Origin of the sequence: Corynebacterium sp. MSK006, assembly GCF_030232385.1 — a bacterium.
Classification (GTDB): domain Bacteria; phylum Actinomycetota; class Actinomycetes; order Mycobacteriales; family Mycobacteriaceae; genus Corynebacterium; species Corynebacterium frankenforstense_A.
On record NZ_JASPJZ010000003.1, the window covers coordinates 83,172 to 104,081 of the forward strand.

Genomic DNA, 20,910 nt, shown 5'->3' on the forward strand with positions numbered 1-20,910 from the left:
CACTACCAGCGTTGTCCGGTGGCGCGCGCCATTTCGCACGCGTACGTGACGCGCCGGGGTGGGGCACGCGCGGCGTCGGCAAGCTCCCCGGCGGGGCATGCGCGCCGCCTGATCGGTTCGGCGCGACGAATGACCTGCGCTGCACTAGCGTGACGGGCATGAACGCCCCGCAAAACTTCTCTGAACTCCACACCCACCCGGCCCCGGAGTCGATCCTCGACGCCGCGGCCCGCGAGCTGCCCGACGCCGGCGCGCCCGAGGCCCGTTCGATCCTCTCCGGGCTGGCCTGCCTAAGGCAGCTGCCCCTGCCGACGGCCGCGGTACTCATCGTCCAGGACCCCGACGCCAGCCACGTGCACACCCGGGCGCGGTGGCGGGAGCTGGGGCGCGCGCCATCGCGCGGCGCGCGGCCCTCGGCGCTGCCCGGCCCGCAGGGCTCCGTCGAGCTGGTCTACGACGAGCGCCAGACCACCTCGCTGGGCCAGGGCACCGCGCCGGACACCACGATCGAGCCCGTCGCCGCCGACGCCGCGGTGGACAACCTGATCGCCGGGCTTCCGGGCGTGGGCGTGGCCGCGCGCGAGGACCGCGAGGTCGCGGGGGAGGGGCGGCGCACCGTGCTCGGCCGGCGCCTGGCCGAGCCCGCCTTCGTGCCGGCACGGGCCGGCCACGAGCGCGCCGTGCTCGCCGAGGTCGTGCTCACCGACGCCTGGTTCGGGCTCAGCGCCCGCGAGCAGCTCGCGGACCTGCTGCCCGTCGTCGCCGAGGTGCTCGCCGCCGAGGGCCTGCCGCTCGGCGCGCTGGAGGCCAAGGAGCACGCCGCCGCCGAGCACCGCCTCGACGCCGAGGGCGTGACCAAGGACGAGCGCCGCCACCTGCTGGCCGCCTACCCCCTGATCGAACACCTGCGCTCCCGGGAGATTGACGACGCCGCGCAGCCCGCCGAGGGCGGTTCCGGCACCGAGGCCGCGGACGCCGGCGCGGGCGCCGGCGGGAGCGCAACCGAGGTGGCCGACGCCTCGAGCGCGGGTGCCTCGGCGCGCCTGGCCGGCTGGCTCGCCGCCGCGCGCCTGGGTATGGAGCGCGACTACCCCTCGGAGACGCACACCGCGGACCTGGGCCAGGCGCTGCGGCTGGCCGCGAAGCTCGAGTGCCTCTGCCTGGACTGTTGCGCGCGCTCGGGGGTCGCCTTCCCCGAGGACCGCGGCACCGAGCTGCTCGACTGGTGGCGCCGGCGGGACTAAGCTGGCGGGACTAGCCGGGCGCCCTCCTTTCCGCCCCTCTCCACGCGCACGAAAAACGCCGCAGGCCTTATGACCTGCGGCGTTACCGTGCCCCCGACAGGAGTCGAACCTGCGACCTTCGGTACCGGAAACCGGCGCTCTATCCACTGAGCTACGGGGGCATCCGCCCGGCGGTCAGCCGCCGGGCAACGGGAGACAGTTTAGCACCGCCCGCCCGTGCGGCCTAACCGCGGCTAGTTGACCTGCGGGGCGGAGGGGTCGATGCCCTGGATCTCCGAGGCGGTGGCCTCGCCGGTCTCCAGGTAGTGCATGACCAGCTCGTCGGCGGCCGGGTTGCCGGTGCCGAACTGCCCGTGGCCGGAGCCGCGCACGGTGACGACCTGGCTGTTCATCTGCCCGGCCATGTTGTCGAAGTTGCCGTAGACGGTCTGCGGGTCGCCGGTGGCCTGCAGCTGCAGGGGACGGTGCTGAAGCTTCGAGCCGTCGAGCGGGCGGACCTTCGTGGTCGCCGGCGCCCCGGCGCAGTACGCACCCGATCCGAAGAGCGCGGCCGGGGAGGCGAAGATGTCCCCGGTGACCAGCGAGTACCACAGGGCCTCGGGCCACATGAGCGGGTTGACCGGGGCCTCAGACTCGTTGCAGATCATCACGTTCTGCATGTAGGCGAAGGACTCCTCGACCTCGGCGGCCTCGGCCAGCGCACGGTCCTTGGTCTGCGCGTCCATCTGGTCGGCCGCGCCCGCGGCCTCGGCCGGGTCGAGGGTGCCGTTGATCGTCCGGGCCAGCATGTCCCAGGCGGCCGGGGCGGGCACGAGCAGGCGGGTTGTCAGAAGCAGCTCGGAGGTGGCCTGGTTGGCGCCCGGGTTGGCCGCCTGGGAGGCCAGGCCCTCGAGCTGCACGCGCTGCAGGCCGGCGGCGGTCATCAGGTCCGCGGCGGACTGGCCGGCCCACTCGAAGCCGGCGGGAACGTCGCCGACCTGTGCGGCCGGCGGGGCGACGGTCGGGTTGGTGCCGGCCTCGGCCGTGACAGCCACCGACCAGGCCTGGTAGGCCTTCAGCGGGGTGTCGCCGAGGTGGTAGGTCTCATCGTTGGCGGCGACCCAGCCGAAGAACTCATGCAGCGAGCGCTCGTAGCCGGACTTCTGGCTGACAATCAGCGGAGCCCACATGGTCTCGCGGTTGAAGCCGGAGTCGAGCACCAGCTTGTCCACGCGCTCGGGGTACTTCGAGGCGTAGACGGAGCCGAGCAGCGTGCCGTAGGAGACGCCGACGATGTTGATGCGCTCCTCGCCGAGCGCCGCGCGCACCGCCTCCCAGTCACCGGCGGTGTTCTCGGTGGTCACCTGCTGCGGGAAGCGGGGGGGTGGCCTCGCAGGCGGCGCGCACGGCCCCGCCGGCGTTGACCGTCTGCGCGACCGGGTCCGCCGAGGCGTTCTCGCTGCAGGTCAGCGCCCGGGAGCCGGAGAGCCCGCGCGGCTGGACGGCGACCACGTCGTAGTGCTCGCGCAGCTGGGAGGGCAGGACCATGCCCTGGGTGGAGCCGTAGGCGCCCATGGCGTCCACGCCCGGGCCACCGGGGTTGGTGAAGACGGTGCCGCGCTTCTCGCCGCCGGCGGGCAGGCGCACGAGGCTGACCTGCATCTTCTCCCCGCCGGGGTTGGCGTGGTCGACGGGCACCTCGACGGTGCCGCACTCGGCGCCGGGCTGGTCGACGCGCACGGGGCACTCGCCCCAGTTCGCGCCGGCGGTCTGGGCGCCGGCGGGCGAGGCGGCGACGGTGAGGGTGGTGGCACTGAGCGCCGCCGCGGCGACCGCGGCGGCGCTGCGCAGAATGTTCTTCACAGGGGCTCCTTTCGGGTCCCCATGAAGGTATCAACTAGACGTTATCGGTGCCGGGCTCAGGTGTGAGCCGGGGGTGCACCGTCACCGCGGTGGCCTTGACCAGGCAGTCGACCGCGACGCCGGACTCCAGGCCCAGCTCGACGGCCGCGGCTGTGGTGACCGGGGTGGTCAGCTGCACGCCCTCGGCGAGGCCCACGGTGACGATAACGTTGGCGCCCGCGCCGGCGTCGGCCGGGGTGGAGTCGAGCGTGAGCACGGTGCCGGACCAGCGGTTGCGCGCCGAGAGCACCTCGGGGGCCCGATTGCCGACGTCCCGTCGCCCGGCCTCGCCGGTCCCGTCACCGTCGGCGCCCGCACCGGCGCCCACGTCGGCGGCGCCCGCGCTCCGCACGAGCGTGACCGCCGTCGGGGCGAAGGTCACCACGGCCGGCGTGCCGGGGGCTGTGCCCCCGGCCGGGACCGGGGCGTCCTCGGACGGCGAGCCCACGACTTCCTGGCCGGCGACGTCGACGGTGACCGACGCGGCGTCGGAAATTGTCACCGTGCCCTCGAGGCGGTTGACGCCGGCCAGGCGCGCGGCGAAGTCCGTGGGCGGCAGGGCGAAGAGCTCGCCGGTGGGTACCTCGGCGACGGTGCGCCCGGACTGCATCACGGCCACGCGCTCGGAGAGCCCGGCCAGGTCGACGGGGTCGTGGGTGACCATGATCGTGGTGCGGTCACCGCCGGTGGCGCGCAGCAGGCGGCGCCAGCGGGCGGTGGAGTCGACGTCGATGGCGGCCATCGGCTCGTCGAGGATGAGCACGCCGGGGCGCGCGCCGAGGGCGCGGACCAGGGCGACCTGCGCGGCCTGCCCGCCGGAGAGCGCCGGCACCGGGGTGTCGGCCAGGTCCGCCAGCCCGGCGGCCTCGAGCAGCTCGCCGGAGAGCTCCTTGTCGCGGGTGGCCATGGTGACCGCCTGGCGCACCGTGGCGGTGCGCGGCAGGCCGGGCCGCTGGGTCAGCAGCACGATGCCGCGGCGCTGGGCGGGCACGAAGTCGCCGCGGGCGGGCCCGTCGACAAGCTCGCCGTCGACGCGGACCTCGGCGCCGCGCAGGCGCCCGGCGATCAGCCCCGCCAGGGTGGTCTTGCCCGAGCCGTTCGGCCCGATCAGCGCGGTGATGGTGCCGGCGGGGAAGTGGGTGGTCTCCCCGCGGGTGGTGATCTCCACGCCGGTGCCGCCGGAGGCCGGCCGGGTCAGCTCGCGCATGCGCCCGGTGTCCAGGGCGGTGATCGTCGCCGGGCGCGGGGTGTGCTCGCGGGCGAAGAGCGTGGGCAGCATCGCGGCGAGGAACACGAGCACGGCGAGGATGATCAGCACCGCGGCCAGCACGTAGGCGCGATCCTGGTCGATCTCGCGCTCGAGGTAGATGCCGATGGGCATGGTGCGCGTCTCGCCGGGCATGGAGCCCGCGAAGGTCAGCGTGGTGCCGAACTCGCCGAGCGAGCGGGCGAAGGCGAGCCCCGCGCCCGTTGCCACGGCCGGCGCGATGGCCGGCAGCGTGATGCGGGTGAGAATCTCGCGCGGGCGCATGCCCACGCCGGCGGCTGAGGCGAGGATCTCGCGGTCGATCTGGCGCAGCGCCGAGTCGACGGAGACGATCACGAAGGGCAGCGCGACGAAGGTGTGGGCGAGCACCACGCCGGGGAAGGCGAAGGCGAACTGGATGCCCAGGGCGTCGAGCACCGGGGCGAGCAGCCCGTGCCGGCCCACCGCGGCCGTCAGCGCCAGGCCCGCGACCACCGGCGGCATCGCCAGCGGCAGCATGACCAGCAGGCGCACCACACGCGCGCCGAAGCGTTCGGAGGACGAGATCCACACCGCCAGCGGCACGCCGAGCAGCACCGTGATCACGGTGGCCTGCACGGCGGCGTAGATCGTCACGGCGAGCAGCTCGCGGGTGTCGTCCTCCTGGAGGACGGGCCAGAACTGCGACCAGTCCACGCGCACGCCGAGGGCGAGCACGGGGCCGACGATGACGACGACGCCGATGACGGCGACCAGAAGCAGGGCAACCGGCACCCGGGCGCCTGCGGGCCCGGGGGGCGGTTGCTCAGTGGGAGTGCGTGTCACGCGCACCTCTTACTCGGAGACGGGGGTGAAGCCGTACTTCTCCCAGGTCTCGGCGAATTCCTTGGAGGTCAGCAGCTCGATGAGCTCGCGGGCGGCCTCCGGGTTCTCGGAGTTGGTGGTCACCGCGGCGTAGAGGGAGTTGACGTGGTCCTCGGCCTTGGGGATCTCGATGACCTCGACGTCGTCGCCGGCGGCCTGCGCGTCGGTGCGGTAGACCCAGCCGGCGTCGGCCTCGCCGGAGGTCACCTTGCCCAGCACGTCGGAGACGGACTGCTCGAGCGAGACGGCCTCGATGTCGATGCCCAGGTCGTCCTGGATGGACTTCGAGACGTTGCCGCAGGGGACCTGCTCGTCGCACAGGACGACGTTCTTGCCGGCCATGGAGCCGTCGTCGACGCCGGTGATGTCGCCGGGGTTGCCCTTCGGCACGACCATGACCATGGAGTTCTGCGCGATCTCGACCGGGTCGGAGGCCACGGAGGCGTCGACGGCCTTGTCCATGTTTTTCTTGTCGGCGGAGATGAAGACGTCACCGGGGTGGCCGTCCTGCAGCTGCTGGACCAGGCCGGAGGAGCCGCCGTTGATGAACTCGAGGTTCAGCGGGGTGTCCAGCTCGGCGGTCTGGGCGTCGAGGTCGTCGTTGAGGACGCGGGTCGAGGCGGCGGCGAGCACGGTCAGGTCGACGGCCTCGTTCTGGTCGGAGGCGGCCTGGGACTCGGTGTTGGAGCCGGCGGCGGAGCTCGAGGTGGCCTCGGCGGAGGAGTCGTTCTCGTTGGACGGCGAGCAGCCGGCCAGGACGATCGCCGCGGCGGAGACGACGGAGATTGCTGCGAGGGTCTTCTTCACGGGAAAAGCTTCCTTTCAGCGCGATTCCGGTATGCGGGCACCAGTATGACAGCTCTTGTCGGCGCTGTTCAGACACGATGAACCCGATTCTGGCGGGGTTATTCGTGGCTGGTACTTCGATTGACGACGTCCCGTCGGTCCGCGCCGGCGCCGCGTGGCGCCGTCGGCGCAGCTCACCGTGCACGGGTGGGGCCGTGCAAAAAGACCGCCCGGACGGGGGTGTACATCCGTACACTTCCCGGATCCGGGCGGTCACGGGGGAGGGGTTCGGGGGTGGACCTTTAGGCCCCCGACCACTTGGCCTCGTCGTCGAGCTGCTTCTTGTTGGAGCGCACCGGCTCCCAGGCCACCGAGGCGCGCAGCGGCTGGGTGGTGATGTCACGGGAGCGGTAGACGACGTAGGGGCGGGACAGGTAGCCGATCGGGGCGGAGAAGGCGTGCACCAGGCGGGTGAATGGCCAGGCCGCCAGCAGGGTCAGGCCGGCGGTGACGTGGACCTTGAATTGCCAGGGCACGTCGGCCATCAGCTCGGGCTGCGGGTTGAAGATGAGCAGCTGGCGGATCCACGGCGAGATCGTCTCGCGGTAGTCGTAGCCGTGCGGGCCGCCGAAGACCTGCAGCGAGACGGTGGCCACGGCGCCGGAGAACAGCGCCAGGCCCAGGATGACGTACATGACCTTGTCCGAGGTCGAGGTCGCCAAAAAGACGCTGCGCTTGACCACGCGGCGGTAGATCAGGCCGAGGAAGCCGACGATGACCATCGCGGCGGCGATCGTGCCCGGGATCGTGGCGATCAGGTGGTAGGCGCCGTCGGAGATCCCGATGGCCCGGGTGAAGGACTTGGGGAAGGCCAGGCCCATCACGTGGCCGAGGAAGACGAAGACGATGCCCCAGTGGAACAGCGGCGAGGTGATGCGCAGCAGGCGGGACTCGTAGATCTGGGAGGAGTGGCCGTCCAGCCGAACTGGTCGTAGCGCCACCGCCAGATCAGGCCGACCACGAAGGCGGCGATGGCCAGCCAGGGGTAGGCCACCCACAGGAAGAGTTCGAAGGTGTCCATGGTGTCAGTGCCTCTCCATCGGGTTCGCGGGGGACTGTGCGGGGGATTGTGCGGTTGAGGTTCTCATCGGGTACCGGCCCCCGGGAACGGCAGCGGGGTCTCGATGCCGACCATTTCGGCCGGGGGACCGGAACGGATCAGGTCGAGGTAGCGCTCGCGGGTGTCCTCGTCGATCTCCGGCAGCGCGGCGCACACCGCGCGCACCAGGTGCGCGTAGGGCGAGTCCTGGTGCTCGAGGGCGGTGCGCAGTACCTCGATCCCCTCGCGGTGGGCCGCGAGGATCTCGAGGGCGTCGGCGTGGCCGGGGCCGTCCGCGCGGGCGGCGGCCTCGAGGACCACGCAGATGTGGTCGGGCAGCTCCTCGCGGACCTGCTCGACGCCGAGGGCCTTCAGCTGCTGCTTGAAGGCGACGATCGCCGAGCCGCGCCGGCGGGTGTCGCCGACGGCGTAGTAGGACAGGTACAGCGCGCAGCGGCGGCGCTGGTCGAAGGTCTCCACGTAGTGGATCTCCATGCCGCGCCGGCCGCGCTCGCGTGCGACGGCGAGGAACGCTCCGAGCTCGGCCACGACGGCGTCGGGAAGCTCGTCGAGCGCGGACTCGGTGGCGTCGAGGGCGGCGGTGAAGTTCTCGCCGGGGTAGTCCAGCAGCACGGAGACGGCCATGAACAGCGTGCGCCGCTGCGCCTCGGTCATCTCGACGGCCGGAACCACGGTCTGCGGGGCCTGGCCGGCGAAGGTTCTGCGCTTCACTTTTCTCACCTGCCCTGCGGGAACATCGCGTCGGGGCGCTCGCCGGGGGCCCAGCTGGCCAGCGAGACCTGCGGGGCGTTGCCCGGCCGGCAGGACTCCGGTGCGCCGAGGCCGGCGCCCGGGTCGGCGTCGCCGAAGGGGTCGAGCGAGGTGATCCCGCGCGGCGACTCCGGGGAGGCGGTCGGGATGACGTAGCGGTCGTCGTATTTGGCGATGGCCAGCAGGCGGTACATCTTCTCGATCTCCTTGCCCGTCATGCCGACGGACGCGGCGATATCCTCGTTCGGCTCGCCGCCGAGGTTGATGTCGCGCATGTAGGAGCGCATCGCGGCCAGGCGGCGCAGCGAGAGCTCCACCGGGGCGGTGTCGCCGGCGGTGAACAGGCCCGCCAGGTACTCCAGAGGGATGCGCATCGTCGACAGCGCGGTGAGCAGCACCTTGTGGTCCTCGCCGTCGTTGCCCGAGGCGGTCACCTGGTCGACGACCGGCGACAGCGGCGGGATGTACCAGACCATCGGCAGGGTGCGGAACTCCGGGTGCAGCGGCAGGGCCAGCCCGTAGCGGAAGATCAGGTCGTAGATAGGCGACTCCTGGGCGGCGGTGATCCAGGACGGCGGGATGCCCTCCTCGTACGCCGCGGCCACCACGCGCTCGTCGTGCGGGTCCAGGAAGAGCGACTTCTGCGCCTCGAAGAGGTCCTGCGGGTCCTTGGTGGCGGCGGCCTCGGCGACGCGGTCGGCGTCGTAGAGCAGCACGCCCAGGTAGCGCAGGCGGCCCACGCAGGTCTCCGAGCACACGGTCGGCTGGCCGACCTCGAGGCGCGGGTAGCACAGCGTGCACTTCTCGGCCTTGCCGGTCTTGTGGTTGAAGTAGACCTTCTTGTACGGGCAGCCGGAGACGCACATGCGCCAGCCGCGGCAGCGGTCCTGGTCGACGAGGACGATGCCGTCCTCGGTGCGCTTGTACATCGCGCCCGAGGGGCACGAGGAGACACATGTCGGGTTCAGGCAGTGCTCACAGATGCGCGGCAGATAGAACATGAAGGAGTCCTCGATGTCCTTCTTGACCGTCAGGTTCATCTGGTGGAGCACCGGGTCGTCGTCGAGGGTGGCCGTCGAGCCGCCCAGGTTGTCGTCCCAGTTGGAGGACCACTCGATCTTGTCGATCGGCCGGCCGTCGAGCTGGGAGACCGGGCGGGCCGTCGGCTGGGTGCGCTGGCCGGCCGGGGCCTGGAGCAGCTTGTCGTACTCGTAGGTCCACGGCTCGTAGTAGTCCTCGATCGTGGGCAGGTTCGGGTTGTGGAAGATGGTCAGCAGCTTCTTGAGCCGGCCGCCGGAGCGCGGCTTGAGCTTGCCCGAGGAGGTGCGCTCCCAGCCGCCCTCCCAGCGGTCCTGGTCCTCCCAGCCGCGCGGGTAGCCCACGCCCGGCCGGGTCTCGACGTTGTTGAACCAGATGTACTCGGTGCCCTCACGGTTGGTCCAGGCCTGCTTGCAGGTCACGGAGCAGGTGTGGCAGCCGATGCACTTGTCCAGGTTCATCACCATGGCGATCTGTGCCATGACCTTCATCAGTACTCAACCTCCTGGGAGCGGCGACGGATGCGGGTGACCTCGTCGCGGTTGTTTCCGGTGGGCCCGATGTAGTTGAAGCCGTAGGTCAGGTGCCCGTAACCGCCGGCGACGTGGATGGGTTTGATCATGATGCGGGTCAGCGAGTTGTGCGTGCCGCCGCGGCGGCCGGTGCGCTCGTTGACCGGGGTGCCCGTGGTGCGCTCCTGGGCGTGGTTCATGTAGACCGTGCCCGCCGGGATGCGGTGGGAGACGATCGCGCGGGCGGAGACGACACCGTTGCGGTTGTAGGCCTCGATCCAGTCGTTGTCCTTGACCCCGATGCGCTCGGCGTCGACGTTGGACATCCAGATGACCTGCCCGCCGCGCGAGATCGACAGCACGTGCAGGTTGTCGTAGTACTGCGAGTGGATCGACCACTTGTTGTGCGGGGTCAGGTAGCGCACGGTGACCTCGGGGCCGCCGTCGGGGCCGGTGCCGGCCTCGCCGGGGCCGATCTCGCCGTTGATGTGCACGTGGTCGAAGGGCGGCCGGTAGATCGGCAGCGCCTCGCCGTAGTCCTGGAACCAGTCGTGGTCCAGGTAGTAGTGCATGCGCCCGGAGAGGGTGTGCCAGGGCTTGGCGTACTCGAGGTTGAGCGAGAAGGCGGTGTAGCGCCGCCCGTCCTTCTTCGAGCCGGTCCACTCCGGCGAGGAGATGACCTCGGCGGGGCGCTCCTTGATCATGTCCCAGTTGATGTGGGACTCCGAGACGCCGGCGACCTCGACGGTCATGTCGGTGCCGACGCGTTCGCCCTGGTTGCGGAAGCCCTCGAGGGCGACCTCGCCGTTGGAGACACCCGACAGGTGCAGGATCGCCTCGATGGCCTTGGTGGCGGTGTCCAGCAGCGGGCGCTCGCCGGCCGAGGCGGTCTCCGAGGTCGAGTTGATCAGCTTGAGCTCCTCGACCTGTTTGGCCACGTTATAGGACGTGCCGTGCACGCCCGTGCCGAGCTTGCCGGTCAGCGGGCCCAGGTGGGTCCACTTCTCGTGGATCTTGGTGTAGTCGCGCTCGACGGGCACCAGCTTGGCCATCGTCTTGCCCGGGATGAGGCCGGTCTCCTCGAGGTCCGGCACCACGCCGTGGGCGTTGGCCAGCTCGTCGGGGGAGTCGTGGCCCAACGGGGCGGTGACGACGTCGCGCTGGGTGCCCAGCCAGTTGACGGCCATCCCGGAGAACGCCTTGGCCAGGTCGCGGAAGACCTCGAAGTCGCTGCGCGCCTCCCACGGCGGGTTGATCGCCGCGTTGAAGGAGTGGATGAACGGGTGCATGTCCGTGCTGGACAGGTCGTTCTTCTCGTACCACGTCGCCGCCGGCAGGACGATGTCGGAGACCAGCGTCGTCGAGGTGGTGCGGAAGTCCGTGGTCATCATCAGGTCGAGCTTGCCGTTGGGCGCCTCGTCCTGCCAGCGGATCGTCGTGGGGCGCTCGTCGGGGCCGAGCTCCTCGGCGGTGGCGTCGGAGTCCACGCCGAGCATGTGGCGCAGGAAGAACTCGGTGCCCTTGGCCGATGAGCCCATCAGGTTGGTGCGCCAGTTGAGCAGGATGCGCGGGAAGTTGACCGGGTTGTCCGGGTCCTGGCAGGCGAACTCCATCTCGCCGGACTCGAGCTGGCTGACGATGTAGTCCTTGACGTCCATGCCCGCGGCCTCGGCGTCGTCGGCCAAGGTCAGCGGGTTGCGGTTGAACTGCGGGTAGCTCGGCATCCAGCCGCGGCGCATCGACTCGACCAGGGTGTCCGAGGTCAGTTTCTCGCCGACGGTGCCGTGGGCGGCCAGCGGGGAGGCCAGGCGGTCGGCCCGGGTGGAGTCGTAGCGCCACTGCGAGGTGGTCATGTAGTAGAAGCCGGTGGTGATCATCTGCCGCGGCGGGCGCGACCAGTCCAGGCCGAAGGCGTACTGCGACCAGCCGTTCATCGGGCGCAGCTTCTCCTGGCCGACGTAGTGGGCCCAGCCGCCGCCGTTGACGCCCTGGGTGCCGCACATCGAGGTCAGCGCCAGGAAGGTGCGGTAGTGGCTGTCGGCGTTGAAGTAGTGGTTGACGCCGGCGCCCATGATGATCTGGGAGCGGCCCTTGGAGTCCACCGCGTTCTGGGCGAACTCGCGGGCGACACGGATGGCACCCGCGGCGGGCACGCCGGTGAGCTCCTCGGCCCAGGCCGGGGTGCCCACCTCGTCGGCGTCGTCGTAGCCGGTCGGCCACTGGCCGGGCAGCTCCAGGCCGTCGCGGCGCACGCCGTAGTGGGCGAGCATGAGGTCGTAGACGGTGGTGACCAGGCGGCCGGCGACCCGGCGCACGGGCACACCGCGGTGGACCACGCCGGCGCCCACCGGGCCCTCGGTGGAGTCCGAGGCCGGCAGGTCGAAGCGGGGCAGCAGCAGCTCGGCGGTGCCGGAGAACTCGTCGCCCGCCTCGACGTCGGCGACGGACATGACCGGGTCCACGCCGTCGAGGCGCAGGTTCCACTTGCCCTTGCCGTCCTCGCCGTAGCGGTCGGCGATGGTGCCGCCGGGGTCGACCGCCGAGCCGTCGGCCTGCATCACCAGCAGACGGTGAGTGCTGTTCGCACTGTCGCGCAGCGCGGCGTCGTCAAGCTCGGAGGCGGTCAGGAAGTTGCCCGGGGTGTAGGCGCCGTCGCCGTGGTCGTCGAGCTCGACGAGGAACGGCGCGTCGGTGTAGCGGCGCATGTAGTCCAGGAAGTACGGCTCGCGCCGGCCGACGTGGAACTCGTTGAGGATGACGTGGCCCATGGCGAAGGCCAGGGCGCCGTCGGTGCCGGGGTTGATGCGCAGCCACTCGTCGGCGAACTTGGTGTTGTCGGCGAAGTCGGGGGAGACCACGACGACCTTGGTGCCCTTGTAGCGGGCCTCGACCATGAAGTGCGAGTCCGGGGTGCGGGTCACCGGGATGTTGGAGCCCCACATCATCAGGTAGCTGGAGTTGTACCAGTCGCCGGACTCGGGCACGTCGGTCTGGTCGCCGAAGGTCTGCGGGCTGGCCGGCGGCAGGTCCGCGTACCAGTCGTAGAAGGACAGCGCCACGCCGCCGATCAGCTCCAGGAAGCGGGTGCCGGCGCCGTAGGAGACCTGCGACATCGCGGGGATGACGGTGAAGCCGGCGATGCGGTCCGGGCCCCACTGGCGGATGGTGTAGACGTTCGCGGCGGCGGCCATCTCGATGGCCTCCTCGTAGGAGACGCGGATCAGGCCGCCCTTGCCGCGCTGGGAGACGTAGGCGGCGCGCTTGTCCGGGTCCTGCTGGATCTCGCGCCAGGCGAGCACGGGGTCGCCCAGGCGCTCCTTGGCCTCGCGGTACATGTCGACGAGCACGCCGCGGGCGTAGGCGTGGCGGATGCGCGTCGGCGAGTAGGTGTACCAGGAGAAGGAGGCGCCACGCGGGCAGCCGCGCGGCTCGTAGTCCGGCATCTCGGAGCCGGTGGTGGGGTAGTCCACCGCCTGCGACTCCCAGGTGATCACGCCGTCCTTGACGTAGACCTTCCAGGAGCAGGAACCGGTGCAGTTGACGCCGTGGGTGGAGCGGACCATCTTGTCGAAGGCCCAGCGGTTGCGGTAGAAGACGTCGGCCTGGCGGCCCCCGGAGAGGAAGAGCTGCTGGCCGTGCGAGCCGGTGGTGCCCTTGCGCACGAAGCTGCCCAGCTTGAACAGCGGGTTCGCGTCGTCCGGTCGGGACTGTTTGGTGGAGGTGTTCATGACTTCCTTGAGCGGTCTCGGGGATTTCCGGTGCAGTGGGTGCCGGTGAGGTCAGCCCGGGAACGGGGCGTTCGGGCGGGCGTAGTAGATCCAGACCAGGGTGGTGGCGATGATGAAGAAGACCACGCAGCCCCAGAAGAAGCCGGGCGCGCCGACCGAGGAGATGAGCATGCCGGCGATGAAGGGGCCGAAGGCGGCGATCGCGCCGGTCCAGCCGATCACGCCGCCGGACTGGCGGGGCGGGAGGATCATCGGCATCTGCTTGAACGTGCCGGCGTTGGCGAAGCCGGAGAAGAAGAACATGCCGAGCATGAAGCCGAGGAACCACCAGAACTGGTCCGGGTGGGACGGGTTGAGGAAGAGCGCGGCCCCGGCGGTGCACACGGTCATGCCGACGCCGCCGATGAAGGTCCAGATCGCGCCGCCGAACTTGTCGCACAGCGGGCCCCACAGGGCGCGCACGCCGGCGCCGATGAGCGGCCCGAGGAAGGCGAAGCTCGCGCCGGCCGGCAGGGTGGCCGGGTCGAAGGTCTCGGCGAAGGCGGACTCACGGCCGTAGATGTTGTTGATCAGCAGGCCGAACTGGGCGGAGAAGCCGGAGAAGGCGCCGAAGGCCATCAGGTAGGCGATGGTGAGGATCCAGGTGTTCTTGTTGCCGAAGATGTCGATCTGCTGGCGGAAGTTCGCCTTGACCGGCACGTCCTTGAGCAGGGTCCAGGACAGGACGGCGGCGATGATCGCCCACGGGATGAAGACGGCCGCGGCGTTGTGCACGTAGATGGTGCCGCCGTCGCTGTTGTTGGTCTGCGGGGCGACGAAGGACAGGCCCAGCAGTCCGAAGCCCATGACCCAGGGGCCGACGAACTGGATCAGCGACATGCCCAGGTTGCCGATGCCGGCCTGCAGGCCGAGCGCGGTGCCGGAGAGGCGCTTCGGGAAGAAGTATCCGGTCGAGGGCATGAAGCCGGAGAAGACGCCGCCGCCGATGCCGGCGAGGAAGGCCAGCACGAGCAGCCACCAGAACGGGGTGGAGGTGTCGCGCACGGCGAAGAACCAGCCGAACATTGGGATCAGGAACAGCAGCGAGGACATCGTCACGAGCTTGCGGGTGCCGATGACCGGCGGCAGGAACATGAACACCAGGCGGAACAGGCCGCAGGCCAGGCCCGGGATGGCGGTCAGCCAGTACAGCTGCCCCTTGGTCAGGTCGAAGCCGATGTCGTTGAGCACCGGTGCGATCGCGGAGACCAGGTACCAGGTGCAGAAGCCGATCGTCAGCGCGAAGGTGGACACCCACAGCGTGCGCCAGGCGATCTTCGAGTCCCAGGTCTCCTCGTTCTCGGGATTCCAGTTCTCGAGCACCCGGCCGTCGGTGCGGAGTTCAGTTGCCATTCGATTCACCTTGTCTGCAAGAAAGTGTGAAGGGGATTCACCGAAACCCCGGCGCAATATTGCCCGGGGGTTCCTGATTTTAAGAATAGGGTTCTGACCTGGACTTCTGCCACTTTGTCACGGGGATTGCCGTGCTGAATTACGATAGGGAAATATTGCTTAATTCAGTCATTGCAGGTTAACGAACTGGTGGGTGTAGCGTCGGGTGTGAAAAACCCGACTTCTTCCGAGAAAAGGTTCACCCCCGCCATGACCCCCACCCCGCTGACCGCCGCCGTCATCGTCGTCTCCGACCGCGTCGCCGCCGGCGAACGCGCCAACAAGTCCGGCCCCGCCATCAGAGAGATTCTCGACGCCGCGGGGCTCGACGTGGGCGAGACCGTCGTCGTCGCCGAGGGCGCCGACGCCGTGGGAGAGGCCCTCGACGCCGAGCTCGCCCGCGGTACCCGCGTCATCTTCACCACCGGCGGCACCGGGATCACCGCCCACAACCTCACCCCCGAGGTCACCGCCGACCGCCTGGCCGTCGAGCTGCCCGGCGTGGCCACCCAGATCCTGCTGCGCGGGCTCGAGTCCAGCCCGAAGTCCGGGCTCTCGCGCGGCCGCGTCGGCCTGACCGCGCGCACTCCCGGCGCGAGCCTGATCGTCAACGCCCCCGGCTCCTCCGGCGGCGCGCGCGACGCCGCCGAGGTGGTCACCCCGCTCATCCCGAGCATCTTCCGCCAGCTCGGGGAGTAGTTCCCTCATACACACGCACGGTGAGCGTGTCAGTGGCATCTTCCGCCAGCTCGGGGAGTAGTCCCTCTAACCGCCGGCGAAGGGCGGCAGTACGTCGACGCGCGCGGCGTCGTCAAGCGGGGCGGTGAGCTCGCTGCGCGCACCGTCGACGAGGAAGCTGCACCTCTCCAGAACGGAGGCCAGGGACATGCCCGCCTCCGTGGTGCCGGAGTGGGCCGCCGCCAACTGCCCGACAAGTTCGCTGAGGGTGCCCGGCGCCTCGACGCGCTCGAGGGCGGTGCCGGCCGCCGCGCGCGCCGCGGCGAAGTAGTGGACCTCTATCGTGGACATGTGCCCGACCGTACCTGCGGGCCGTGGAAAACCGAGAAAGGGAGAGGCTGCCGTACATGCGTAGTCCCGAGGAACATCTCGCCGCCGTGCGTCGTCTGCTCGGCCCGGCGCGCACCGAGGAGGTCGCCGTCCGCGAGGCCGCCGGCCGCGTACTGGCCGCTGACGCGCTCGCCGCCGCGGACTCGCCGCGCTTCGACAACTCCCAGATGGACGGCTACGCCGTCGACGCCGCCGCGCTGGAGACACTGCCCGCCGCGCTGCCCGTGGGCCCGACCGTGCCCGCCGGCACCGACCCCGCCGAGGTCGTGCCCGAGGGCGTGGCCGGCCGCGCGGTGCCCGTGATGACCGGCTCGAAGCTGCCCGCCGGCACCGCCGCCGTGGTGCCGGTGGAGAAGTGCGAGCCGGACAGCTTCACCGCCGCCGAGGCCGCCGGGGAGGTGCACGTGCCGGCGACCACCACCGGCAAGTTCGTGCGCGCGGCCGGCTCCGACCTCGCCCGCGGTGCCGTGGTGGCCCCGGCCGGCCGGCGCGTCGACGCGATCACCCTGGCCGCCCTGATCAACGCCTCCGTGTCGCGCGTGCGGGTGCGCGCCCGGGCCCGCGTGCTCATCTGCACCGGCGGCGCCGAGGTCGTCGACGACCCCGACGGCGCGGCGACCATCCCGGACTCCAACGGCCCCATGCTCGCCGAGCTGTGCCGCCGCCACGGCCTCGAGCCGGTGGCCCGCGTGCGCACCGACGACGACCCGGGGCGCCTCGGCGCCGACCTCGCCGCCGCGATCGAGAAGCACCGGCCGGACGTGGCGGTGACCTCCGGAGGCATCTCGCACGGCCGCTTCGAGGCCGTCCGCCAGCTCCTCGAGGCCGACGGCCAGGACGTCTGGTTCGGCCACGTCACCCAGCAGCCCGGCGGCCCGCAGGGTATCGGACGCCTGGGTGGGGTGCCCGTGGTCTGCCTGCCCGGCAACCCCGTCTCGACGATGGTCAGCTTCCGGCTCTTCGTCGCCCCCGCGCTCGGCGAGGCGCCCGCCCCCGAGACCGCGCGGCTGACCGAGGCGTTGGACGGCCTTTCCGACGCCCGCGTGCAGTTCCGTCGCGGGTACCTGGGACGTGGGGCGCAGGCCGGCGCCGGGGCGGCGCCGGGCGCTGAGCCTGGTGCGGCGGCGGGCGACGCGAGTGTGGTGACCGCCACGCCGCTGGGAGGGCCGGGCAGCCACCTGATCTCCCAGGCCGTCGGGGCCGACTGCCTCATCGAGGTACCCTCGGGGGCCCACCTGGCCGCCGGGGACGCCGTGACCGTCCACCGGCTGTAGGGGCCGGCGTCCCGGCTCACCGGCACCGGGCGGAGGCTTCGGCCCCGGCCCGGCCGGCGGCTCCCGCCCACCGGCCCGGCCCCGCCCACGAACAGGAAGGATCCACCGTGTCTGAACCCGCGACCGGCACCCGCGACGCGCTCGTCGTCGTCGCCTCGACGCGTGCCGCCGACGGCACCTACACCGACCGCACCGGCCCGCTGCTCGTCGAGTGGCTGCGCTCCCGCGGCTTCGAGACCCCCGAGGCCGTCGTCGTCGCCGACGCCGAAATCGAGACCGTCCTCGGCGAGCTCTTCGCCGACCCCGGCCTGCTGCCGAGGGTCCTGCTGACCACCGGCGGCACCGGGATCACCGACGACGACTGCACCGTCGAGGCCGTCGAACCCCACCTCGAGCGCACCCTGCCCGGGGTGGTGCAGGCCTTCTTCACCACCGGGGCCGCCGCCACCCCGCACGCCGCGCTGTCCCGCGCGGTCGCCGGCACCGTCGGGCGCACCTTCGTGATGACGCTGCCGGGCTCGCGCGGCGCGGTCAAGGACGGCATCGCCACCCTCGACCCGCTCATCGACCACCTCGCCGACATGCTGGAGGGACACCATGCCCACTGACCCCACCACCGACGCGGCCACTGACGCGGCCGCCGGAGCCGAAGCGCAGCCGCTGACCCCGGGGGAGGACCCCGCCCGCGTCCACGAGCAGACCGGCCGCGTCATCGCCGCCTTTCTCACCGAGGACCGCCTCGAGGACCTCGCCGCCGAGGCCCGCGCCGCGACCGCCACGCCCGCCATGGGAGCTGTGGTCACCTTCGACGGCGTGGTCCGCGACCACGACGGCGGCGCGGACGTCAACGCTCTGACCTACACGGCGCACCCCACGGCGGGTGACGTCATGGGTGAGGTCGTGCGCGACGTCGTCAAGCGGCATCCGCACGCACGGGTGTGGGCCGCCCACCGCACCGGCGCACTGGCCATCGGCGACACCGCGTTCTACGTCGTGGTCGCCGCCGCGCACCGGGCGGCCGCCTTCGCCGCGGCCACCGAGGTCGTCGACGAGGTCAAGGCGCGCGTGCCCGTGTGGAAGGAGCAGGAGATGGCCGACGGCACCAACCATTGGGTGGGCCTGGAGTGAGCCGGCTCGACGCGCGCGCCGTCGCCCGCTACCGGCGCCAGCTGACCCTGGCCGGCTTCGGGCGCGCCGGGCAGGAGGCGCTGGCCGGGGCGCACGTCGCGGTGCTCGGCGCCGGCGGGCTCGGCTCGCCCGCGCTGCTGTACCTTGCGGGCGCCGGGGTGGGGCGGATCACCGTCATCGACGACGACGTCGTGGACCTGTCCAACCTGCACCGCCAGGTCATCCACGCCACCGCGCGCATCGGCGAGCCCAAGGCCGACTCGGCGCGCGCGGCGATGCTCGCGCTTAACCCCGACATCGAGGTGCGCGCCGTGCGTGAGCGGCTGACCCCGGCCAACGCCGCCGAGGTGCTTGGCGACGCCGCGGTGCTCCTCGACGGCGCCGACAACTTCGCCGCGCGCCACACCGCCTCCTGGGCCTGCGCGCGGGCGGGGATCCCGCACGTGTGGGGCTCCATCCTGGGCTTCGAGGCGCAGATGTCCGTCTTCGCCGCCACCCGCGGGCCGGTCTACGAGGACCTCTTCCCCGCGCCGCCGGCGCCCGGCTCGGTGCCCTCGTGCGCGCAGGCCGGGGTGCTCGGGCCCGTGGTCGGCCAGGTCGGCTCCGCGATGGCGATGGAGGCGTTGAAGGTGGTCACCGGGGGCGGCGAGGTCCTGTGCGGGACGCTGGGTTACCTGGACTCGCTGGTCGGGCGCTGGGAGTACGTGCCGCTGGTGGGGGATCCCGAGGTGGCGCGCCGGGTTGCTGCCGGGGAGTTCCTGGTCGACGGTTCCGTGGTGGGGGATGCGGTTTGCGGTGGCTCGGTCGAGGAGCCAGGTGACGGTTCCGTCGGCGGCAGCGCGGGCGTGGCTGGCGGGGCTGGTGAAGCCGGTGCTGTCGGTGGCGGCGCTGGCGCCGGTGGTTCGGTGGCCGGCGGGGCGGGGGAGCGCCAGGTGCGCGAGGTCTCCGAGATCCCCGAGGGGGCGGTGCTCCTCGACGTCCGCGACGACTCCGAGTACGAGGCCTTCCACATGCCCGGTGCCGTGCACGTCCCGCTGCCTGACCTGCTTGCGGGGCGTGACCCCGAGCTGCCGGATGCCGCGGAGGATGCCCCGGTGGTGGTCTACTGCGCCGGCGGGGTGCGCTCGGTGCTGGCCGTTCAGACTCTTACCGACCGCGGCTTCGACGGGCTGGTCAGCCTGCGCGGCGGCATCGATGCCTGGCTGGACCGGCACGGCACCGACGGGGTGCGGTAGGGGGCGGGTCTCGGACCCTGCCGGGGCTGGGCGTCAGATTGTGCGACGTCGCGGTCGCACAATCTGACCGCCCGTTTTTCGTCGAGGATCTGACCTGCGGGTTTTCGCGTAACGGTCGTGTGACCGTCAGAGTGTGCGACGCCGTCGTCGCATACTCTGACGTCCCCGGTGGAAAAGCGTGTGGCCGTCCCTGGTGTACAAGCGTGCGGCCGTCCCTGGTGGACAAGCGTGCGGCCCGCGCCGGCGGCCCGTGCCGGCGGCCCTGCCTCAGTCCCGGTCCAGACCCCGCCCGCGTCGCCCGATGCGCCGGGCCGCGCGCCGTGCGGTCAGCCACGACTCCTCGAGCTCGACCGCGCGCCGGTCGGTGACCGCGAGCAGGCGCTCGAGGTCACGGACCGTCATGTCCGGGTCGGCCAGGCGCGCTTCGAGGCGGTTGAGGAAGCGCCGCGCGCCGTGGCACTGGTAGTGGAAGCGCTGGATCTCCGGGTCGGAGGTGTCCGGGTCCGCCAGTGCGGGCCGGTTGAAGGTGCGGTCGGCCAGCGCGTCGGCATCCTGTGAGGTGCGGAACTTCTCGAAGGCCTCGAGCACGTCGCGGATGTCCTCCGCCGAAAGGCGCACGGAGTTCGTCAGCGCCGCGGCCTCCCGCCCGGCCGCGCCCGGGTCGCGGCGGGTGGCCACGAAGACCACGGTCAGCAGCATGCCCGCGAGCAGCAGCCCGGGCAGCTTCATCAGCCAGACCAGCAGCACGCAGCCGGCGGCCAACCCGATCAGGTAGAGCCGCGGGACACCGCGTTGCGGTGCGGGCGGCATCGGTCAGTGCCCGCCGCAGCCGCACCCGCCGGCGCCGCAGCCGCAGCCGCCGCAGCCACCGCCGGTGACCAGGACGGAGGCGGCCATCAGGGCGGTGCCGGCGATCACGGCGCCCGGCTGGGGCACCTCGGCCGCGTCGGGCAGGCAGACGTCGAAGGGGAAGGGGCCCTCGACGGTGGCGTGGATGAACGCCTGGCCGGTCAGGGTGCTGGTGCGGCGCTCGGCGGTGATCACGCGGGCGGAGAACTGCGCGCCGGCGTCGGGCACCGCGGCACCGGAGCCGGAGGCGATCAGCTGCGCGCCCTCGGAGTAGACCACGCCGAAGACCTCGCCGGTGGCCTTCTCGTACTCGACGTCGGAGGGGTAGACCTGCGCGTCGAGCGCCAGGGCGGTGATGCCCAGCGGCTGCTCGGGCTGCGGGCCGACCTCGTAGAACAGCGGGCCCTGCGAGAGGTTCGCGGTGATGGTGCCCAGCTCCTGGCCGGCCGGGTCGGTGACGTCGACCAGTGCGAGGACGTCGTTGACCATGTCGACGGTGCCGGTGGTCTGGGACTGCGCGTCAAAGCCCGCCCAGGTCGAGTACGGCTCGACGGCGAGTATGTTGATCTGTGCGCCGGAGGGGTCGCTGTACTGGATCAGCTGGCCGCCGCGCACGGCGCCGGTCACGGCGAGTCGGTCGGTGCCGATGGCCGCCTCGACCGCGTCCTGCCAGCGGTCGAAGTCCAGGCCGATGCTCTTCAGGTCGTCGCTCATGCGCACGATTCTACGTGCGCGCCCGCGCGGGCAGGCACCCGG

At 71.7% G+C, this 20,910-nt stretch carries 17 protein-coding genes, 1 tRNA gene and 1 pseudogene; 6 read left to right on the forward strand and 13 right to left on the reverse strand.

What is annotated here, in order from left to right; all coding sequences use genetic code 11:
• The first annotated feature begins 158 nt into the window (after positions 1-158).
• The gene (locus QQA02_RS02900; protein WP_284773032.1) at positions 159-1,244 is read left to right on the forward strand and encodes a hypothetical protein; all 1,086 of its coding nucleotides are present in this window, start codon (positions 159-161) and stop codon (positions 1,242-1,244) included.
• Positions 1,245-1,332: 88 nt separating this feature from the next.
• Here QQA02_RS02900 and QQA02_RS02905 read toward each other — a convergent pair.
• The 10 genes and pseudogenes from QQA02_RS02905 to QQA02_RS02950 all read right to left on the reverse strand — a co-directional run bounded on the left by QQA02_RS02905 (position 1,333) and on the right by QQA02_RS02950 (position 14,561).
• Positions 1,333-1,405, reverse strand: a tRNA-Arg gene (locus QQA02_RS02905).
• A 72-nt stretch (positions 1,406-1,477) separates the two neighbouring features.
• Complete coding sequence (locus tag QQA02_RS02910; protein ID WP_284773034.1) at positions 1,478-2,587, reverse strand: alpha/beta fold hydrolase; 1,110 nt, start codon at positions 2,585-2,587, stop codon at positions 1,478-1,480.
• Positions 2,562-3,086: a hypothetical protein gene (locus QQA02_RS02915; protein ID WP_284773035.1), complete on the reverse strand. Its 525-nt coding sequence runs from the start codon at positions 3,084-3,086 to the stop codon at positions 2,562-2,564. The genes QQA02_RS02910 and QQA02_RS02915 overlap by 26 nt, the downstream gene beginning before the upstream one ends.
• A gap of 34 nt (positions 3,087-3,120) precedes the next feature.
• Positions 3,121-5,145: an ATP-binding cassette domain-containing protein gene (locus tag QQA02_RS02920; RefSeq protein ID WP_284773036.1), complete on the reverse strand. Its 2,025-nt coding sequence runs from the start codon at positions 5,143-5,145 to the stop codon at positions 3,121-3,123.
• 60 nt (positions 5,146-5,205) lie between these two features.
• The gene (gene modA / locus QQA02_RS02925; protein ID WP_284863260.1) at positions 5,206-6,042 is read right to left on the reverse strand and encodes a molybdate ABC transporter substrate-binding protein; all 837 of its coding nucleotides are present in this window, start codon (positions 6,040-6,042) and stop codon (positions 5,206-5,208) included.
• Positions 6,043-6,323: 281 nt separating this feature from the next.
• Positions 6,324-7,102, reverse strand: a pseudogene (narI, locus tag QQA02_RS02930) (respiratory nitrate reductase subunit gamma).
• Between the two features lie 63 nt (positions 7,103-7,165).
• Positions 7,166-7,795 carry a nitrate reductase molybdenum cofactor assembly chaperone gene (narJ, locus tag QQA02_RS02935; protein WP_284863320.1) on the reverse strand — a complete coding sequence of 210 codons (630 nt, stop codon included), beginning with the start codon at positions 7,793-7,795 and terminating at the stop codon, positions 7,166-7,168.
• 62 nt (positions 7,796-7,857) lie between these two features.
• A complete protein-coding gene (narH, locus tag QQA02_RS02940; protein ID WP_284863262.1) occupies positions 7,858-9,420 on the reverse strand; it encodes a nitrate reductase subunit beta in 1,563 nt (520 codons plus the stop codon).
• On the reverse strand, positions 9,420-13,169 hold the full coding sequence (locus QQA02_RS02945; RefSeq protein WP_284773043.1) for a nitrate reductase subunit alpha: 3,750 nt from the start codon (positions 13,167-13,169) through the stop codon (positions 9,420-9,422). Before QQA02_RS02945 ends, narH begins: the two co-directional genes overlap by 1 nt.
• A gap of 51 nt (positions 13,170-13,220) precedes the next feature.
• Complete coding sequence (locus QQA02_RS02950; RefSeq protein ID WP_284773044.1) at positions 13,221-14,561, reverse strand: nitrate/nitrite transporter; 1,341 nt, start codon at positions 14,559-14,561, stop codon at positions 13,221-13,223.
• Between the two features lie 249 nt (positions 14,562-14,810).
• Between QQA02_RS02950 and QQA02_RS02955 the strand changes: the two genes are divergently transcribed.
• Entirely contained in the window at positions 14,811-15,299 is a 489-nt protein-coding gene (locus tag QQA02_RS02955) for a MogA/MoaB family molybdenum cofactor biosynthesis protein (RefSeq protein ID WP_284775117.1), read from the forward strand.
• Positions 15,300-15,365: 66 nt separating this feature from the next.
• Here the strand turns inward: QQA02_RS02955 and QQA02_RS02960 are convergent, their stop codons facing one another.
• A complete protein-coding gene (locus tag QQA02_RS02960; protein WP_284775116.1) occupies positions 15,366-15,629 on the reverse strand; it encodes a MoaD/ThiS family protein in 264 nt (87 codons plus the stop codon).
• Positions 15,630-15,685: 56 nt separating this feature from the next.
• Here QQA02_RS02960 and QQA02_RS02965 point away from each other — a divergent pair, with 56 nt between their 5' ends.
• The 4 genes from QQA02_RS02965 (at position 15,686) to QQA02_RS02980 (ending at position 19,305) form a co-directional block, all read left to right on the forward strand.
• Positions 15,686-16,942, forward strand: a complete 1,257-nt coding sequence (locus QQA02_RS02965) for a molybdopterin molybdotransferase MoeA (RefSeq protein ID WP_284775114.1) — start codon at positions 15,686-15,688, stop codon at positions 16,940-16,942.
• A 107-nt stretch (positions 16,943-17,049) separates the two neighbouring features.
• On the forward strand, positions 17,050-17,550 hold the full coding sequence (locus tag QQA02_RS02970; protein WP_284775112.1) for a MogA/MoaB family molybdenum cofactor biosynthesis protein: 501 nt from the start codon (positions 17,050-17,052) through the stop codon (positions 17,548-17,550).
• Positions 17,540-18,070, forward strand: a complete 531-nt coding sequence (locus tag QQA02_RS02975; protein ID WP_284775111.1) for a molybdenum cofactor biosynthesis protein MoaE — start codon at positions 17,540-17,542, stop codon at positions 18,068-18,070. The genes QQA02_RS02970 and QQA02_RS02975 overlap by 11 nt, the downstream gene beginning before the upstream one ends.
• Entirely contained in the window at positions 18,067-19,305 is a 1,239-nt protein-coding gene (locus QQA02_RS02980) for a ThiF family adenylyltransferase (protein ID WP_284775109.1), read from the forward strand. Before QQA02_RS02975 ends, QQA02_RS02980 begins: the two co-directional genes overlap by 4 nt.
• A gap of 267 nt (positions 19,306-19,572) precedes the next feature.
• Here the strand turns inward: QQA02_RS02980 and QQA02_RS02985 are convergent, their stop codons facing one another.
• Positions 19,573-20,115: a hypothetical protein gene (locus QQA02_RS02985; protein ID WP_284775108.1), complete on the reverse strand. Its 543-nt coding sequence runs from the start codon at positions 20,113-20,115 to the stop codon at positions 19,573-19,575.
• A gap of 3 nt (positions 20,116-20,118) precedes the next feature.
• Positions 20,119-20,868, reverse strand: a complete 750-nt coding sequence (locus QQA02_RS02990; RefSeq protein ID WP_284775106.1) for a hypothetical protein — start codon at positions 20,866-20,868, stop codon at positions 20,119-20,121.
• Between the last annotated feature and the right edge of the window lie 42 nt (positions 20,869-20,910).

Coding starts and splice junctions, on each gene's coding strand:
- QQA02_RS02900 (WP_284773032.1), top strand. CDS start 159: ATGAACGCCCCGCAAAACTTCTCTGAACTCCACACCCACCCGGCCCCG.
- narJ (WP_284863320.1), bottom strand. CDS start 7,795: ATGACCGAGGCGCAGCGGCGCACGCTGTTCATGGCCGTCTCCGTGCTG.
- narH (WP_284863262.1), bottom strand. CDS start 9,420: ATGAAGGTCATGGCACAGATCGCCATGGTGATGAACCTGGACAAGTGC.
- QQA02_RS02945 (WP_284773043.1), bottom strand. CDS start 13,169: ATGAACACCTCCACCAAACAGTCCCGACCGGACGACGCGAACCCGCTG.
- QQA02_RS02950 (WP_284773044.1), bottom strand. CDS start 14,561: ATGGCAACTGAACTCCGCACCGACGGCCGGGTGCTCGAGAACTGGAAT.
- QQA02_RS02955 (WP_284775117.1), top strand. CDS start 14,811: ATGACCCCCACCCCGCTGACCGCCGCCGTCATCGTCGTCTCCGACCGC.
- QQA02_RS02960 (WP_284775116.1), bottom strand. CDS start 15,629: ATGTCCACGATAGAGGTCCACTACTTCGCCGCGGCGCGCGCGGCGGCC.
- QQA02_RS02965 (WP_284775114.1), top strand. CDS start 15,686: ATGCGTAGTCCCGAGGAACATCTCGCCGCCGTGCGTCGTCTGCTCGGC.
- QQA02_RS02975 (WP_284775111.1), top strand. CDS start 17,540: ATGCCCACTGACCCCACCACCGACGCGGCCACTGACGCGGCCGCCGGA.
- QQA02_RS02985 (WP_284775108.1), bottom strand. CDS start 20,115: ATGCCGCCCGCACCGCAACGCGGTGTCCCGCGGCTCTACCTGATCGGG.
- QQA02_RS02990 (WP_284775106.1), bottom strand. CDS start 20,868: ATGAGCGACGACCTGAAGAGCATCGGCCTGGACTTCGACCGCTGGCAG.